The sequence below is a fragment of the Streptomyces sp. YIM S03343 genome (assembly GCF_054729195.1).
Map to the genome: position 1 here is coordinate 560,536 of NZ_JBPUKX010000001.1, position 15,691 is coordinate 576,226.

At 72.1% G+C, this 15,691-nt stretch carries 11 protein-coding genes; 5 read left to right on the top strand and 6 right to left on the bottom strand.

All coding sequences use genetic code 11. The features are described 5' to 3' along the window. Window positions 1-134: 134 nt before the first annotated feature. The 3 genes from ACSYGN_RS02590 to ACSYGN_RS02600 all read left to right on the top strand — a co-directional run bounded on the left by ACSYGN_RS02590 (window position 135) and on the right by ACSYGN_RS02600 (window position 5,740). Window positions 135-3,245, top strand: a complete 3,111-nt coding sequence (locus tag ACSYGN_RS02590; protein ID WP_460391353.1) for an adenylate/guanylate cyclase domain-containing protein — start codon at window positions 135-137, stop codon at window positions 3,243-3,245. Window positions 3,246-3,309: 64 nt separating this feature from the next. Then, on the top strand, window positions 3,310-4,983 hold the full coding sequence (locus ACSYGN_RS02595) for a B12-binding domain-containing radical SAM protein (RefSeq protein ID WP_460391355.1): 1,674 nt from the start codon (window positions 3,310-3,312) through the stop codon (window positions 4,981-4,983). 70 nt (window positions 4,984-5,053) lie between these two features. Further along, window positions 5,054-5,740: a 2OG-Fe(II) oxygenase gene (locus ACSYGN_RS02600; RefSeq protein WP_460391357.1), complete on the top strand. Its 687-nt coding sequence runs from the start codon at window positions 5,054-5,056 to the stop codon at window positions 5,738-5,740. Between the two features lie 65 nt (window positions 5,741-5,805). On the opposite strand, the gene ACSYGN_RS02605 is transcribed toward ACSYGN_RS02600, so the two are convergent. Continuing rightward, the gene (locus ACSYGN_RS02605; protein ID WP_460391359.1) at window positions 5,806-6,282 is read right to left on the bottom strand and encodes a helix-turn-helix domain-containing protein; all 477 of its coding nucleotides are present in this window, start codon (window positions 6,280-6,282) and stop codon (window positions 5,806-5,808) included. A 205-nt stretch (window positions 6,283-6,487) separates the two neighbouring features. On the opposite strand from ACSYGN_RS02605, the gene ACSYGN_RS02610 reads away from it, so the two are divergent. Both ACSYGN_RS02610 and ACSYGN_RS02615 read left to right on the top strand, forming a co-directional pair. Next, complete coding sequence (locus ACSYGN_RS02610; RefSeq protein WP_460391360.1) at window positions 6,488-8,878, top strand: LuxR C-terminal-related transcriptional regulator; 2,391 nt, start codon at window positions 6,488-6,490, stop codon at window positions 8,876-8,878. A gap of 182 nt (window positions 8,879-9,060) precedes the next feature. Beyond that, a complete protein-coding gene (locus ACSYGN_RS02615; protein WP_460390556.1) occupies window positions 9,061-10,326 on the top strand; it encodes an IS701 family transposase in 1,266 nt (421 codons plus the stop codon). A 274-nt stretch (window positions 10,327-10,600) separates the two neighbouring features. On the opposite strand, the gene ACSYGN_RS02620 is transcribed toward ACSYGN_RS02615, so the two are convergent. The 5 genes from ACSYGN_RS02620 to folE all read right to left on the bottom strand — a co-directional run bounded on the left by ACSYGN_RS02620 (window position 10,601) and on the right by folE (window position 15,269). Beyond that, window positions 10,601-11,836, bottom strand: coding sequence for an MAB_1171c family putative transporter (locus ACSYGN_RS02620; RefSeq protein ID WP_460391362.1), 1,236 nt, complete (start codon window positions 11,834-11,836; stop codon window positions 10,601-10,603). Further along, window positions 11,829-12,359 carry a ParH-like protein gene (locus tag ACSYGN_RS02625; RefSeq protein ID WP_460391364.1) on the bottom strand — a complete coding sequence of 177 codons (531 nt, stop codon included), beginning with the start codon at window positions 12,357-12,359 and terminating at the stop codon, window positions 11,829-11,831. The genes ACSYGN_RS02620 and ACSYGN_RS02625 overlap by 8 nt, the downstream gene beginning before the upstream one ends. 261 nt (window positions 12,360-12,620) lie before the next feature. Continuing rightward, window positions 12,621-13,289: an NUDIX hydrolase gene (locus ACSYGN_RS02630; RefSeq protein ID WP_460391366.1), complete on the bottom strand. Its 669-nt coding sequence runs from the start codon at window positions 13,287-13,289 to the stop codon at window positions 12,621-12,623. A 71-nt stretch (window positions 13,290-13,360) separates the two neighbouring features. Further along, window positions 13,361-14,617, bottom strand: coding sequence for an MFS transporter (locus tag ACSYGN_RS02635; RefSeq protein ID WP_460391368.1), 1,257 nt, complete (start codon window positions 14,615-14,617; stop codon window positions 13,361-13,363). Between the two features lie 118 nt (window positions 14,618-14,735). After that, window positions 14,736-15,269, bottom strand: coding sequence for a GTP cyclohydrolase I (folE, locus tag ACSYGN_RS02640; protein WP_460391370.1), 534 nt, complete (start codon window positions 15,267-15,269; stop codon window positions 14,736-14,738). Window positions 15,270-15,691: the final 422 nt, after the last annotated feature.

The window sequence follows — 15,691 nt, forward strand, 5'->3', positions numbered from 1 at the left end:
GTCCAGGGATCGGACCCGGGCCGGGTCACCCACCCGGACCGGTGACGTCTGGGCCGTAGCACAGACCGGGTGGCTCACGACGGGGCAGACGTCGTGAACCACCCGGTTGCCGCTCAGTGAACGGGGAGAACAGCATGAGCAAGCCCACCGGTCCCATCGTAACCACAGCGGGCCTGTGCACCGGCTGCGGTGTCGACAACCCGTCGGCGGCCCGCTTCTGCATGGCCTGCGGGGCCGAGATCGGCCCGCCCGCCACTCCCGGCAGCGGTCTGCGCTTCGTCTCCGTCATCTTCTGCGACGTGGTCGGCTCCACCAAACTGGCCACCTCGCTCGAACCCGACCGGTGGGCGGCCGTCCTGGACGGCTACTTCTCCCTGGTCGGCTCGCTGGTGGAACAGTACGGCGGCAAGGTCGAGAAGTTCATCGGCGACGCGGTCGTCGCCGTGTTCGGCGTCGAGGGGCACGGCGAGTCGGCCGCCACCACCGCCGTCTCCGCCGCCACCGCCATCGCGCACCGCACCGGCGAGTACGCGCAGGGCCTGGGCGAACTCCTGCTGGGCGACTTCCCGGTGCGATGCGCGGTCGCCTCCGGCCATGTCGCGGTCAGCGGGCGGACGTCGAGCTTCGTCATCGGCTCGGTGCTCAACCGGGCCGCCCGGCTCCAGCAGTACGCCCCCGACGACGGGGTGATCGTGGACCTGGCCACCCGGCTCCAACTGCCGGACCACTTTCCGCTGCGGGCGATCGAACCGATCACGGCCAAGGGCTTCGCCCGGTCCGTCCCGGCCTGGATCGTCGGTCCGGCCGGCGCCCCGGCGCCCGGGACGGGCACCGTCGGACGGACCGACCTGGTCGGCGAACTGACCGCCCGTATCAGCGCGGCCGCCACCGCCGCCGGCCCGACGCTGATCCTGATCGCGGGCCCCTCCGGGGTGGGCAAGTCCCGGCTGGTCGCCGAGGCGCTCGACCGCTGCACCGGCCTGGCCACAGCAGTCCTGCGCTGCCCACCCGCCGGGACCGGACTCGGCCTGCTGGCCTGCTGTCTGTTCCTGGAAGAGATCGAGAACGCCGCACGGCAGGGCAGCGACAAGGTGGACGTGACGGTGCAGCTGACCGGCGCCTCCACCCGCGCCGAGCAGGCCCTGGCCCAGGACCGCGGCGAGCTGGGCCGCGCGCTCACCGCGGCACTGGACCGTCTGCGGGGCTCGCGGCCCCTGCTTCTGGTCGTCGAGCACAGCGAGTGGACCCCCGGGGCACTGGCCGACCTGCTCGACGAGCTGACCGCCGCACCGGGGCGGCCGGTCGTGGTGCTGCTGGTCGGGGTCTCCGCCCCCGAGGCGCTGGCCGGCCGCGGGGACCACCGGCTCACGGTGCCGCCGCTCGGACGCCCCGACGCGCGGCGGCTGGCCCACCGGCTGCTCACGGCGCAGCACGACCCGTCCACCGCCGACCACTACCGGTTCCGGCCCACCGGCGCCCCTGGGCACGACTCGGCCCCGCCCGACCCCGGCTCCGCCGCCGAGGAGATCGCCTCGCGGGCCGGCGGCATCCCCCGCTACATCGAACAGATGGTCGTGCTACGGAGCTTCGCCCAGCCCGGCGACGACTGGGCGCCACCCAGCGCGCACGCCGCGCTCGGTGCCCGGCTGGACCGGCTGGACACCGGCTCGCGGGAACTCCTGGTGCTGCTCGCCGCCGCAGGCCGGGACCTGTCCCTGGAGGACTTGGGCGCCCTGATGGCCCCGGACAGGGTCGCCGTGGCCGCGGCCGACCTCCTCCAAGCCGGACTGGTGGAGTCCGCCGACGCCCACAAGGGCCGCCTGGCCCCCGCCTTCCCGGTGGTGGCCGAGGTGGCACTGCGGCGGCTGACGCGCTCCGAGACCGCCGACGCGCACACCAGGCTCGCGCGCTCCCTGGAACCGCTGGCCGAACGGCGCCCCGCCGTCGCCGAGTTGCTGGCCGGGCACTGGGAGGCGGCGCACACCGCGTTGCGCGGGGTGGAGCCCGGCTCCGACCGGACGGCCCGGGCCGCCGAGTCCGCCGTGACCGCATTCGGCGTCGCCGCCCGCTTCGCCCTCTCCCGTGGGCGACCCGAACTGGCGCTGACGCACACCGGACGCGCCCGCGCACTGGCGGAGGCGGACCGCGCGCAGGGCCACGACCTGGACGTCCTGGAGGCGTACGCCCTCGGCAGCCAGGGAATGCCGCAGGCCGCCCTCGAACGCGTCGAGCGTGTGCTGTCGGACCCGGGCCGGGCCGCCCCGGCCGCCCGGATCCACGCCCGCCTCAACTCGCTGTATTCCCGCACCTATGTGACCGGCGACGCGCCCGCCGTACCGGACGATCCGCACTACCTCGCCGCGGTCGCCTCCCCGGATCCCGAGGCCCGGGTCGGAGCGCACCTGTACGCCGGGCTCCAGTCCCTGCGGGCGGGTGACCACCCCGCCGCCGAGCGGGCGCTGCGCTCCGCGCTGCGGTCGGCCGACGGCGCCGGAACCTGCCTGGGCCTGACCGAGGTCTACGCCAACCTGGCGATGGCCCTGGTCAACGGCGACACCCCGGTCCCCGCCGCACTCGCCGACTGCGAGCGGCTGCACCAGGAGGTCGCCGGTTCCCGGCTGCTGAGCTCGGCCACCGGCGTCGCGCTGGCGCTGGTGCGCCACATGTCCGGCGACCGGGCGGCGGCCGACTCCGCGATGGGCGAGGCCGAGGGGGTGCTGCGCGATCTGGGGCAGGGCACCGGGGCCGCGACCATCGCGGGCTGGCGTGCCGTCCTGGCGGCCCGGTCCGGCGACTGGGGTGCCGCGGCCGACTGGTGGACCGCCCAGGGCGACCGCTGCGCCACCCTCGGCATGGTCCGCCAGGCGTCGCTGTCCGGCCTCCAGGCCGAGCTGGCCCGGGAGGCGTCCGGCGAAGCGCGGTCCGGCGGCGCGCCGGGCCGATCAGCGCTCGACGAGGTGGCCGTTCCGCCCCCCGAGGCCTGGGCGGAGTACACCGTCGCCCTGCAGGCCCGCGCCGTACGGGCGTTGCGGGTGGACGACCCGGAGCTGGCCGCGACCCACCTGGACGACGTGGTCCGTCATCTGGGCACGGTGCGCGGCAGCGGCGCGGTGATCACACCGCTGCTCTGCAGCGCCGTCCTCGCCCGCCGTACCGGCCTCCCGGTGGCCGGGCGGGCGCTGAGCACGCTCCGGCGGGCGATCGAAGCCAAACAGGACCTGGGCGTGCGCGCCCCGCAGGCATAGCGGTGCGCACCGTCCCACCGCACGACCCGTCCCCCGCGAGCGAACTCCGAGAAAGCAGCCACCCGTGCGCGTCCTCCTGCTCTACGCCAACCCCCACCAGGTCCTGCCGGTCGGCCCGTACGGCCTGGAGATCCTGCGGGCCGCGATCACCGAAAGCGGGCTCCCGGTCGAGCTGTCCGTGTGCAACCCGTTCCTCGAATCGCTCGACCACACCGGCCTGTTGACCGACGTGCTCGACCGGACCCGGCCCGACCTCGTCGCCCTGTCGATCCGCAACATCGACAACGCCGTGGTCGCCTGCGACACGTCGCCCGGCGCGGACGGCCGGTGGATCGACGTGGTGGACTATCTGGCGCCGATCGCCGAGCTGACCGGGACGCTGCGCGCCTGGGACCCCGGGCTGCCGGTGGTGGCGGGCGGTGCGGCGTTCACTTCCTGCCCGGTGGAGGTGATGGACCGGCTCGGCCTGGACCTCGGCCTCGCCGGTCCCGGTGAGGCGGCGTTCACCGCCCTGCTGGCGCGCGTGGTCGCCGACGGCGGCGCCCGGGGCGTGCGGCAGGTGGTCGCCGAGACGCTGGGCACGCTCCCCGGCGGGCTGGTGCGCACCGCCGACGGAGTCCTGCGGCCCGGCCCGGGGCCGCGGCCCGGCGTGGTGTCCCGGCCCACCACCGCACTGCCGCAGATCGCACCGGAGTACGTGCTGTTCGCCAAGGCCCGGGGCATCCCCACCGCGCTGCGCAGCCACGCGGGCTGCCCGCTGCGCTGCTCGTACTGCGTCGATCCGCTGAACGTCGGCAGGGTGGACGCGCGCCCCGCCCAGGCCGTCGCCGCCGAGGCGGAGCACTATGTCGAGCGGTACGGGCTGACCCACTTCCACCTGGCCGCCCCGGAGGTCAATCTGCCCTACGAAGGGGCGCTGACCGAGGTGTGCGAGGCACTGGCCGGAAGCCGCCACGGCGAAAGGATCAGCTGGCACGGCTACTTCAACGTCAGGCCGTTCTCCGAACGGCTGTTGGACGCCCTGATCCGGTCCCGCTGCGTACGTCCGAGTTTCTCGGTGGACGCCTTCGACGACCGGATGCTGCGCGGGCACCGCAAGAACTACCGGATGTCCGACGTCGAGGACACCTTCGGTCTGCTGCTGCGCCGCCGACCGGAGTGGATGGACGTGCAGATCGGGGTGCTGTTCGGCCAGCCCGGTGAGACGGCCGGCACCCTGGAGAACGCGATCCGCCACATCCGCAGGCTGGCCGACCGGGGCGTGTCGGTGGGCTACTCCTGCGGGCTGCGGGTCTATCCGCACACCCCGCTGGCCCGCACCCCCCTCGACCCCAGGCACCTGTACCGGGCTAACGGGCCGCTCTGTGCAAGCGGTGCCGCCGAACCCCGTACCGTCCCTGCGGCCGACCTGCTGACACCGCTGGTGTACTGCGAACCGATGCCGCCCCGGGAGCTGGCGTCCCACCTCGCCGACCGGCTGTCGGACTGCCCCGGAGTGACCTTCATCGACGAGGGGCCGGTGAAGGAGGCCCGGCAGCCGGACTGGCTGCGCCCCCTCAACGTGGCCACCGTGCACCTGGCGCACGGGCGTCCGGGGCCCGCGGCCGAGATGCTGCGGCTGGTGCTGGGCTCGGGCGACAGGCGAGCGGTGGGCATGACGCAGCGGCTTCTGAGGGAGGCGGCCGCACGGCCACCCGTCCCGGTGGGCACCGGGAGCGTACGGACCGCCACCGCCTGACCGGTCCCGACCCGCCTTCACACCCCGCCCCCTCCCCCGCCGTACCGCCTTCCCATCCACGGAGGACACCATGGAACTCACCTTGAGCACGGACGACTTCGCCGTCTTCGACGACTTCCTCGCCCCCGAGGCCGCGGCCTCGCTGTGGGAGCAACTGCGCACCGAGGACTACCACTTCGTGCACGGCCGCCGGGACGGGTCGTGGAACAAGATCTACGGACTGCTGGACGGCAGTCCCCTCAGCGGGCCCGGCATGCTGAACGACCCGGAAGGCCATTTCACGGGACGTTTCGCCGACCACGCTCGGCACCCGTCCGGCGGGCCGACCGATGCCGTCGTGAAACAGCTGGCCGAGGAGGCGACCCGCATCGAGCCGTGGACCGGGCGGTTCGGAACGGACTGGCACGCCTTCACCTGCCGCCCCTTCCTCTACCCGCAGGGCTCCGGACTGGCCTGGCACGACGACTCCGGCGACCGGGCCGCCTCGTTCGTGCTGTACGCGCACCCCGAGTGGCAGGCGTCCTGGGGCGCCGAACTGCTCGTCGCCGGCGGAACGCCCGGGGCGCGGCCGGCCGACCAGAACGCCCACCTCACCTCACGGGTCGGACACTACGTCGCCCCGCGCCCCAACCGGCTGGTCGTCCTGCGGTCGGGCGTACCGCACATGATCAAGAAGGTGGAGCCGCACGCCGGGGACCATGTCCGGGGCTCCGTCGCGGGTTTCTTCCTGCGCCGCCCCGCCGAACGGTCTCACTGACCGGGCCCCCGGCTCCCGCACCCGTCCGCCGCCGGTACGGGCCTCCCGCACCGTACGGTCGTCCCTCAGACCCGGTCGTCGCCGAGTGCCGCAGCGGGCAGGTCCTCCCCCGCGCCCCGGGCACGCCGGGCGGCCGCCTCGCGGACGGCGATCACATCGATGAGGTCACTGACGGTGCCGAGCGCCTCGGAGGAGAGCCCCACCGCGCGCAGTGCCACACTGCGCACCCCGGCGTCCCGCAGGGCGCCGAGGAGTTCGATCTCCGCGGCGATCTTCGCGGCGTGCTCGTCGTCGAAGAAATAGGCGACCGGGACCTCGAAGTAGTCGGCCAGGGCCTCCAGATGGCGCTTGGTCGGGTTGTTCCTGCGCCCGGTGCGCAGCTGCCACAGGTACGTGGTCGAGAAGGACACCCCGGTGGCCTCCCGGCACGCGGCGGCGACCTCCTCATTGCTGAACGGCTGGCCGTCGGCCCTGCGGGTGAGCCGGAAGAGTCTGTCGATCTTCCAGCCCAGTGACGACGGCGTGGGTTCCGCGTCGGTCACCACCTACTCCCTTCTGTCGCCGCCTCCAGTACGCCTACCCGCACAGGTGAAAGCAAGTCCGTTGATTTTCACTTTAGTTGACACCCCCGGAGTCCGCGGCCATGCTGAGATGGTCAACGGATATGAAAACTGCGCAACAGTTTTTCATCCCAGCTGAACCGCCTGGTTCTCCCTGCCCGCCTGGGTCCACCTCCCGGAGCCGTCCTTGACGATCCCCGTGCCCTCACCTGTGCAGAACGCCCGCCCACCCGCTCCGCGCCCGCCCGCCGCGTTCCCCGCCGACATGGTCGGACGGGAGAACGAGACCGCCGCGCTGTCGGAGCTGCTGACGGATCCGTCGACCCCTGGAGTGCTGCTGACCGGTGTCCCCGGTGCGGGCAAGACGCGGCTCGCGGCCGAGACGGCCGCCGCGTACAGCGCGTCGACCGGCGCCACCACCGTGCGCGTGGAGGCCTCGGCCGAGCCGTACGCGGACAGCGTGTTCGGCCTCATCGCCGCCCTCACCGCCGACCGGGACGCGGGAGGGGCCCGGCCGCTCCTGCTCGTCGACGACCTCGACCGCTCGGACCACCACCGACTGCTGCGGGCCTGCGCGGTGGCGTCCGTCGTGGTCCTCGGCACGGCCCGCCAGCCCCCCGCGGCCCACGGCCTCGTCCCCTTCCCGGTGGACCCGCTGCCCGTGCCGCTCGACTGCTCGGCGCTGGATCTCGGCGCGCTGGCGCGCGTTCCCTCGGTGCAGGTGTACCTGGCCTGCCTGCGAACGATCAACCCCGCATTCTCCCTGCAACTGCACAATCAGCAGGTGATCGCCCGGACCTGCGTCGAACTGGGCGGCAACCCCGGCGCACTCTGCCGCATCGCGCGGGTCGCCGCACTGGAGAGCCCCGAGGTGGCGTGGGCCTCGCTGGGCGCCCGGACCGTCCCGCGGCCGCTCCACGCCGAGGAGGGCGACCCCACGACGGCACCGGGTGGCGATCCGCGCGGCACCCCTCCCTGGGACGCCGACGGGGCGCCGATCCGGCTGCTGGCACACTGCCAGGTCTTCAGCGGCGGCTTCGGCCCCGAGGCACTGCGCCACATCACGGCCGTCGCGCCGGAGGAGTTCTCCTCGGCGCTGGAGACCCTGCTGCGCGGCCATCAGCTCACCGCCTCCACCGTGCCGTCCGGCCGCCTGGACGGCACGGCCCGGTTCCGGCTGCGGCTGCCGCCGGACGGACCCGCGCGCCGCCTCCCGCCGGCCGAGGACACCGCGGCCCGGCTGGCACACGCCCGCTACTACGCGGACCTGGCCCACGCCGCCGCCGACCGGATCGTCTCGGGGCACCAGTGCTCGGGCCTGACCGCCTTCTGGAGCGAGGAGCGCAACCTCCGCACGGCACTGGAGACGCTGGTCCGCCACGGGCGAACCGGCGAGGCGCTCGACCTCGTCGACGGCATCCGGGTCTACTGGCGGGCCACGGGCGGCTGGAGCACCTGGACCGAGGGGCGCCTTCTCCCCGAGTCGTCGTGGACTCCGGCCGGCCACCGCGACCGGATCCGCAGAGACCTGCTGCTGGCGGAGGCGGGCATCCTGGCGGGCCAGCCCGAGGCTGCCACGGACCTGCTGGACCGGATCACCGCGGATGCCGCCGAGGCCGCGGGGCTGTCCGCGCGGGTGACACGACTGCGGGCCCTGTGCGCGCTGGCCGCCGACCCGGGCCGCGGCACTGCCCTGCTCGTCGGGGCGGCCGGCCGGCACCGGTCCGACGGCGACCACCACGAGGCCCGCTACGTGTCGCTGGAGGCCGCATTCGCGGGATTCCGTCTCGGCGACACGGCGGCCGCCGCGGCCACCGCACTGCAGGTGCTGGCTGCGGCCCAGCAGGGGCGCGACACGCTCGTCGCCGGTGCCGCTCTGCTCCACCTGGCCGTCTTCGCGGCCGCGGAGGGACGCGCGCAGGCCACGGCCCACTACTGCGAGCGGGCCCTGTCGGCGCTGCGCGCCCTGGGCCCGACGGCCGTCCTGAGCGCCATCGCCACCACGCTGGGCAGCCCCGCCCTGCCCGACGTCGTCGAACGCGCCACCGGCACCGCCCGCGGCCTGGGTGCCTTCCACACCTGGCGCGGCGCGTTCCCCGATGACGCGGGCACACCCGACTTCGCCATGGCCCGGCTGGAGGAACCGGTGCGGGAGCTGCTGGGCGAGGCCGCCTTCGCCCGCGCCCTGATCGAGGGCTCCAGAGCATCGCTCCCGGACCTCCTGGCCTCACTCGTCCCGGCACCCGCCCCTCCCGCCGCCCCGCCGGCGGACCCCTTACCCCCGGACACCCGAACCCGGATCGGGCCGCTGACACCGCGCCAGACCGAGGTCTCGCGCCTGGTGGCGGCCGGTCTGAGCAACCGGCAGATCGCCCACCGGCTGGCGATCTCGGAGTGGACCGTGGTCAATCACATCCGGGACACGATGAAGAAGCTGGGCTGTTCCTCCCGAGTGGAGATAGCGGGCTGGATGCACCACTCCGGGCTGCGCCCGTCACCGGAACCGCCCCTGTTCCTCCGCACGGCCCTTCCACCGTCCGCCTCCGCCCTGGCCGGGCCGACGCTCATTCCGTCCTAGAAGAACGCTGAAGATCTTGCTCTGGCCGCCCGGCTCGCCCGAGATTGCCGGTAAATGTCAATCGCTATAAAGCGGTGCACACCGGGCGTGATTCCAAGATCTTCAGGACACTCCTAGTAGTGCTTGGTCAGGTTGATGGGGCTGGTGCGTGTCCTTCGGGTCCGGTGTGGTGTTGAGGGGGTGTGACTCCGGACGAGATTGCTGTGGTGCGTGGTGAGCTGGAGGCGTTCGCGGAGGAGGTGTTCGAGCCGTTCGCGCGCAAGGACCAGCGCCGGTGGGGGCAGGTCTACCTTCGGGGACTGCTGACCGACGGCAAACGCAAGTCCATCGAGCCGATGGCCGCCCGGCTCGGGGCTGACGGCAACCGTCAGGCTCTCGCCAACTTCATCACCACCAGCCCCTGGAACCCGGCTCACGTCCGGGCCCGGCTCGCCTGGCGGATGGAGGCGGCGATCAAGCCCAGGGCCCTGGTCTTCGACGACACCGGGTTCCTGAAGGACGGGAGTGCCTCGGCGTGTGTGTCGCGGCAGTACACCGGCACTGCGGGCAAGGTCACCAACTGCCAGGTGGGCGTCTCGCTCCACCTCGCCTCCGACCATGCCTCGGCTGCGGTCGACTGGCGGCTGTTCCTGCCCGAGACCTGGGACCCGGCCTCACCGAAGGCCGACCCGTGCAAGATCGCCCGCCGCACCGCCTGCGGCATCCCGCCGGACGTCGGGCACGTGGAGAAGTGGCAGCTGGCCCTGGACATGCTCGACGAGGTCCGCTCCTGGGGGATCGAGGTGCCGCTGGCCGTCGCGGACGCTGGATACGGCGACGCCGCGGCCTTCCGGCTCGGCCTGCAGGCCCGGGGTCTTCGCTACGTGGTGGGGATCTCCACCACCATGTCGGCGCAACCCGACGACGCGGTCCCGGTGTGCGAGCCGTACTCGGGGCACGGACGCCCGCCGGTTGCGAAGTACCCCGACCCGGCCCGGTCGGTGAAAGAGCTGGTCCTCGCCGCGGGCCGGAAGGCCGCACGGCCGGTGCAGTGGCGGGAGGGATCCCGTCCCGGCACCGGCCGCTCCGGCCGCAGGCGCATGTACTCCCGTTTCGTGGCCCTGCGGATCCGGCCTGCCGGGCGCGAGATCCGGCAGGCCACCGACGGCCCGGAACTGCCCGAGTCCTGGCTGCTGGCCGAATGGCCCGCCACCGAACCGGAGCCGGTGCAGTTCTGGCTGTCCGACCTGCCCGCCGACACCCCGCTCACCACGCTGGTCCGGCTCGCCAAACTGCGCTGGCGCATCGAGCACGACTACCGCGAGATGAAGCAGGCCCTGGGCCTGGCCCACTTCGAGGGCCGGACCTGGAACGGCTGGCACCACCACGTCACCCTCGTCTCCGTCGCGCACGCCTTCTGCACCCTGCAGCGGCTGAACCGATCCCCAAAAGACACGGCGCCGGCCTGAGCCTCTACCAAGTCGTCCGCGAGCTGCAGACACTCCTCGCCCTCTGGACCGGCGCCTGCCCCACCTGCCACCGCGACATACCCACGGCGATACCAACCTGACCAAGCACTACTAGGGCGGGTCTGACAATTCCCGCCGGGCGCGCGACGCCTGGCACGGCTCCTCCACGCCCGGCTTCGCTCGTGCGGGAGGGTTCGAGGGTGGAGGTGCCCCCTGCTCGCAGAGCTCGGGGGAGCCGGCCCCCGCCTGTCCGTCATGATCCGCCGGACAGGCCCTAGCGAACCACCCGGTGGCGCATGTGCTCCACAAGCCCGGCCACGGTGAGTGCCTCGGCCACCTGGACCAGCCACGCCGCCTCCTCCTCGACCGAGCAGTCGGCCGGGTAGGCGAGCGCGACGTCCTGGTCGCCGGGGTCACCGGGGCCGCCGGGGACATCGGGGCCACCGGGGCCGACGGCGCCGATCCTGGCGGACTCCAGTGCGGCGGCGATGACGGCGGCCTCGGCCATGGCCGCGCGGCACGCGGGCGGTACGGGGAACCGGTCCAGCGCCGCGGCCGACAGTGCGCGGGCGTCGGGGGGAACGAAGGAGCGGAGTTCCAGGTAGCCGTCCCGGATCTCGATCACCCGGCGATACAGCGCGAACTCGGAGCGGTGCAGGGAGAACAGACGTACCGTCGGCCAGCCCACGTCCAGGGCCGTCCCGGGGGAGACGGCCCACAACGCCGACCACAGCGGCTCCAGGGCCCGGTAGGTCCGGTAGGCCCAGAGCCGCCGCCCGACCGCGGTGGTGACGGAGACCCAGCCGGCGGCGGTGCCGCCCAGGACGCCCAGCACCAGACAGCACAGACCGAGCGCCTGGCCAACCGGGTGGAGCCCCGCGCCCTGCCGGTGGTCCGCGGCCATGATGACGATCGACGACACACCCCACAGCGCCCAGAGGAGGCCCACCGTGGCACTGGCCGTGATCAGCCGCAGGCCCGTGCGAAGCACGCCCGGACCGAGCCCCCGGGTGAACCGGTGCACCGGGACCAGGAACACGGCCAGGCACCACAGGCTGTAGCCGGTGAAGACCGTGTCGCAGGAGGCGAGGAGCACCGCTCCGGTCCCCTCCGCGAGAAGCGAGCCGTGCCGGGTGCGTACACCGGAGGAGAGGAACAGCACCGCGTACAGCGCGGTGGCCGCGAGGGTGACGCCGATGTGCAGCCGTCCGGTCAGCAGGCGGGGTCGGGGCAGGCCGATCTCGATGACGGCCAGCGGGAGGAAGGTGAGGGCGGCCATCTCCATCTCGCGGCCCAGGAGGTGGGTCAGCCGCGGGAACCACGGCCACAGCCCCTCCAGGTCTGTCGTCGGAGCGGCCAGCAGGACCATCGCCGCGGCCATGCAGAATCCGAAGCGGCACAGGCAGCGCACCGCGAGGGGCGAGTCGCTTCCGGTGTGCAGCAGACGCAGTTCGTAGCAGCCCAGCCACAGCGCGGCGACGGCCGGGAGGTACGCGAGCAGGTCAGACACGTGGGCGCTGGGGGCGGCGGGAGGGTGCCCCGACGAGGGTTCCGGCCCGTCCGTGGTCCCGTCCCGCCACGGGCCCCTCCCTCAGCACACGGTGCAGGATGAGAGAGGCGAGCAGTTCCGCCTCCTGCTCGGCGGGCTCGGCGTACACGGTGCGCCCCATGACCCGGCGCACCAGGCTTGGGGAGAGCCCGGGGAGCAGCACGCGTACGCCCGGTGCCTCGAGAACGGGCGACCGGTCGTGCCCGCAGAGCAGGTGGGCCGCCTCGTGCACGAGGATGTGCTGCCGGTGCAGTGCGCTGGTCCCTGGGGTGCACAGGATGTAGTCGGCACGGTCGGTCGTCACCAGCAGACCGCACGGGATCCCCGCGTCCACCGCGACCGGCAGTACCTCGATCGGGCGGCCACGCCGTTCGGCCAGGAGGGCCAGGAAGGTCTCGGCGTCGAAGGGGTCGGGCAGTTCGAGCCCCTCCGAGAGGGAGCGAACCCTCCGCCACAGGCGTCTGTGCGACCGATCGGTGAGCATCAGGGGCCCCTCCCACTGGAACGGCACCGCCGCTCCGCGTCTGCTGGCCTCCAGCGGCCTGGCGTCCCTCCCCCGGACCGCCCCGACATCCGCTCTGAAGGATCACCTCAACGATCAGAGCATATTTTTGGACTGTACAACCATCCCGTCGTGTGCCGACAGGGCGCATATCGCGCTCCCCTTACGCGCCTCCGGCCCGCCCGAACGACACCGCGTGCGCCCCACGAGATCCGGCCAACGGACACGCTTCACGGCCAGGAGTCACACCGTTCGCTTCGCGGTCCCCTCCCGAGGAGGGCGCCCGACGGCGTGCAGGAGTGTCGTGGAATACCGATCGATCATGTGTTCCACGGCGAACGTCGGCTGGGAGGAGAGCGCTTGGGCAAGAGTGAGCCAGAGGGGCGCCTCGCCCTCTTCGTTCACGGTCAATTCCCCCTGAGTTCCGGCTGCCATGCGGTCGTCGACGTCCAGCAGATAGGCGTGCCAGCGATGGGCGTCGGAGCCCCTCCTGCACATGTCTCCGTCGAGATCCTCGTTCGCAATGAGCCGGAGGTCCCCTTGCGCGGCGCGGATTCCTACTTCCTCCCAGAGTTCCCGCGCTGCCGCGCGCTCGGGGTCCTCTCCGCGTTCGACATGGCCTGCGGGTACAGTCAGACGGTAGGGAAAGGCAGTTCTCTGGAAGAAGAGAAATCTCCCCCGCGGGTCCCTTACGAATACACCGGCACTCTCATGCCAGTATTCGCCGTCCGAGTCGGTCCACCATGCGATGCGGGGATCGACAACGATGGCTCTTCCGGCCTCGCTGCCGCACGAACCGCAGATGCACCATTTCCTTCCGTCCACGAAGGTCCATTCGACGGTCTCGGCATGACAGTGCAGGCAGTACTCGCCATATGTACTGTCCCGCAGCGGGAGGAAGTCAATTTTCATCCTGCCCCCATTCAGAGAGAAGGCCGCCGTCAGCCGTACGGCATGCGGGGAATCCTTACAGCAGTGCTCCGTCAGATTCTGTTGCGGTCGGGCTTGCTGACATCCGGCGCTTCACGCAAGGGCTCCGATCCCTCCCTCACGTCCACACCACGCGTGCGGGCGCCCTTCAGCAGCAGGACTGTGCCGAGTCCGCCGAAGACGAAGGTCATGGCAGCGACGGCGCCCCATCCCGCCACGGCGACGGCCAGGCCGTAGACCGGTGGTCCCATCAGCATTCCCACACTGCCGAGTTGGTTGAGGATGCCATTGGCGACATCGGCATCGTCGGCACGGCTCACCGTCGCGGGGACGGCAGCGAAGACTGCGGAGATCAGCAGGCCGTCCACGAGGAGGGCAAGGGCGGCGGCGCCACCGCTGACCGCGAGGGGGAATTCGGCCGAGAAGGCGGGTAGGCAGGCCACCGGCATCAGTACGCCCAGCGGGACGAGTGAGGAGAGGACCAGACCGCGCCGCAGCAGCCGGCTTGCCGCGAGCCCGCCGACCGCGCTCCCCAGGCAGACGAGTGCCGCCACGGTGCCGGCCACCGTCGGCGTCACCTCTCGGCGCTCGGTGAGGAAGAGCGGGAGGACCATGACCACAGCGACGCCGACCAGCGACAGGCTTCCGTATGCCGCGCCGAGCCTCAGCGCCCCGTTCCAGGTGCCGGGTGGGCGTGGAGAGGACCGCACGGGCATCCTCGGCAGCCGGGGCAGGACGGCGGTGGTCACTCCGGCCATGATCAACGGACCGAGCGCGGTGAGAGCCAGCCATCGGTTCCACGTCCACCGGGATGCCAGGACTCCGCCCGTGGCTGCGGCGATCGCCAGGCCCGTCGGAACGCACGTACCCCACAACGCGAGCGCTGCCGATCGGATGCCACCCTGCGTCATGCGGGTGAGAACGACCGGCCCCGCCACGTACACCAGCAGGTAGCCGACTCCTTCAGCGATACGCGACCCCAGCAGCAGGCCCCACGATCCGGCGGCGGCGCCGGCGGCGGTCGCCACCGCCATGACGAACAGGCCCCAGGACAGTGCCCGGTCGGCGCCGAAGCGGCGGATCCACCATCCCGCCGGGATGCCGAGGACGGCACTCACCGCCGTGATGCTCGACGTGGCCCAGGCGAGCGCACCGGCCGACAGCCCCAGCGACGAACGCAGGGCGGATCCCGCCGGTGAAACGGCACCCAGGCCGACTGCCGCCACCGCGCCCGCGAGCCAGGTCACCACGACGTACGTCCAGGGTGACGTCGGCACGCGGCGGTGATCGTTTCTCGTCCTCTCGCGCACGGGTTCTCCTTGTGGTGCCTGACGGTTGTCCCGTACGGCGGTCGTCCAGGGTCGGGGGATCCGTGTCGCGTGGCGGGAGGGTCGTTCCCTCGGGCACCTCCCGCCACGCGAGTCCGGATCAGTCGTTCAAGCCGAACTTGGCCAGCAGTTCCTGATGGCCCGCCACATACGACGTGTCGGTGGTCACGGTCTGGTCGGAGGGACCGCGGCTGCACATGCACATGTGGCGGCCCCGACTGGTGACTCGCACGGCTTTTGCGCCGCCGGAGGACATGATCTCTTCCGCGATGTCCTTGACGAGGTACTCCTGGATCTGGAAACGCCGGCTGAACGCCTGGACCAGGCGAGGGAATTTCCCGAGTCCGAGAATGCGGTCACCGGGGACGTAGGAGATGTCCACCTTTCCGAAGAACGGCAGGAAGTGGTGGGCGCAGATCGAGAAGAAGTTGTTCTCGTGGACCCGCACCACGCCGGTGTGTTCACCGTTCACCATGCAGGTGGTCTTGAGGATCGTGGAGGTGTCGATCTCATAGCCGCTGAGCAGCTCGCGATAGGCCCGGACGATGCGGTCCTCGCACTCCGGACCGCTGTACCAGCCGAGCGCTCTCTCGTCGGTGGTCACATTGGTTTTGAGCCAGTCCTGAATGGTCAACTGCGGCCCCCTTTCCCTTTTCCACCAAGGGCTCCGAAACCCGGTGGAGTCAATTCACTATCCACCCGGTTGCACTCGTTGAGAACATCGCCTGCTCGGCTGACACCTGATCAGACCAATGTGCGGCTGATACTCCCATACCTAAGTATTCAGAACGGTGGGGAGAATTGGTGCTTCCGTGGTGCTTAAACCGGACGGCCGACGGGAATCCGGCGCCCGAACGGCAAGGAGAAAACCGCCTGTTGAGCGCCGGAGCGCGGCACGCTCATTCTGCCCGTCGTGTCATGCCTCAGCCCTGCGCCCCAGGGACGGGGTTCGCGGAATACGCCAGAACCGGTGTACGGGCGTCCCCGGACGCCCGTACACCGGTGATCCTTGTTGTCACGAAGTCGTCGGCCCGACGGGTGTGCGTCGACCGGTCG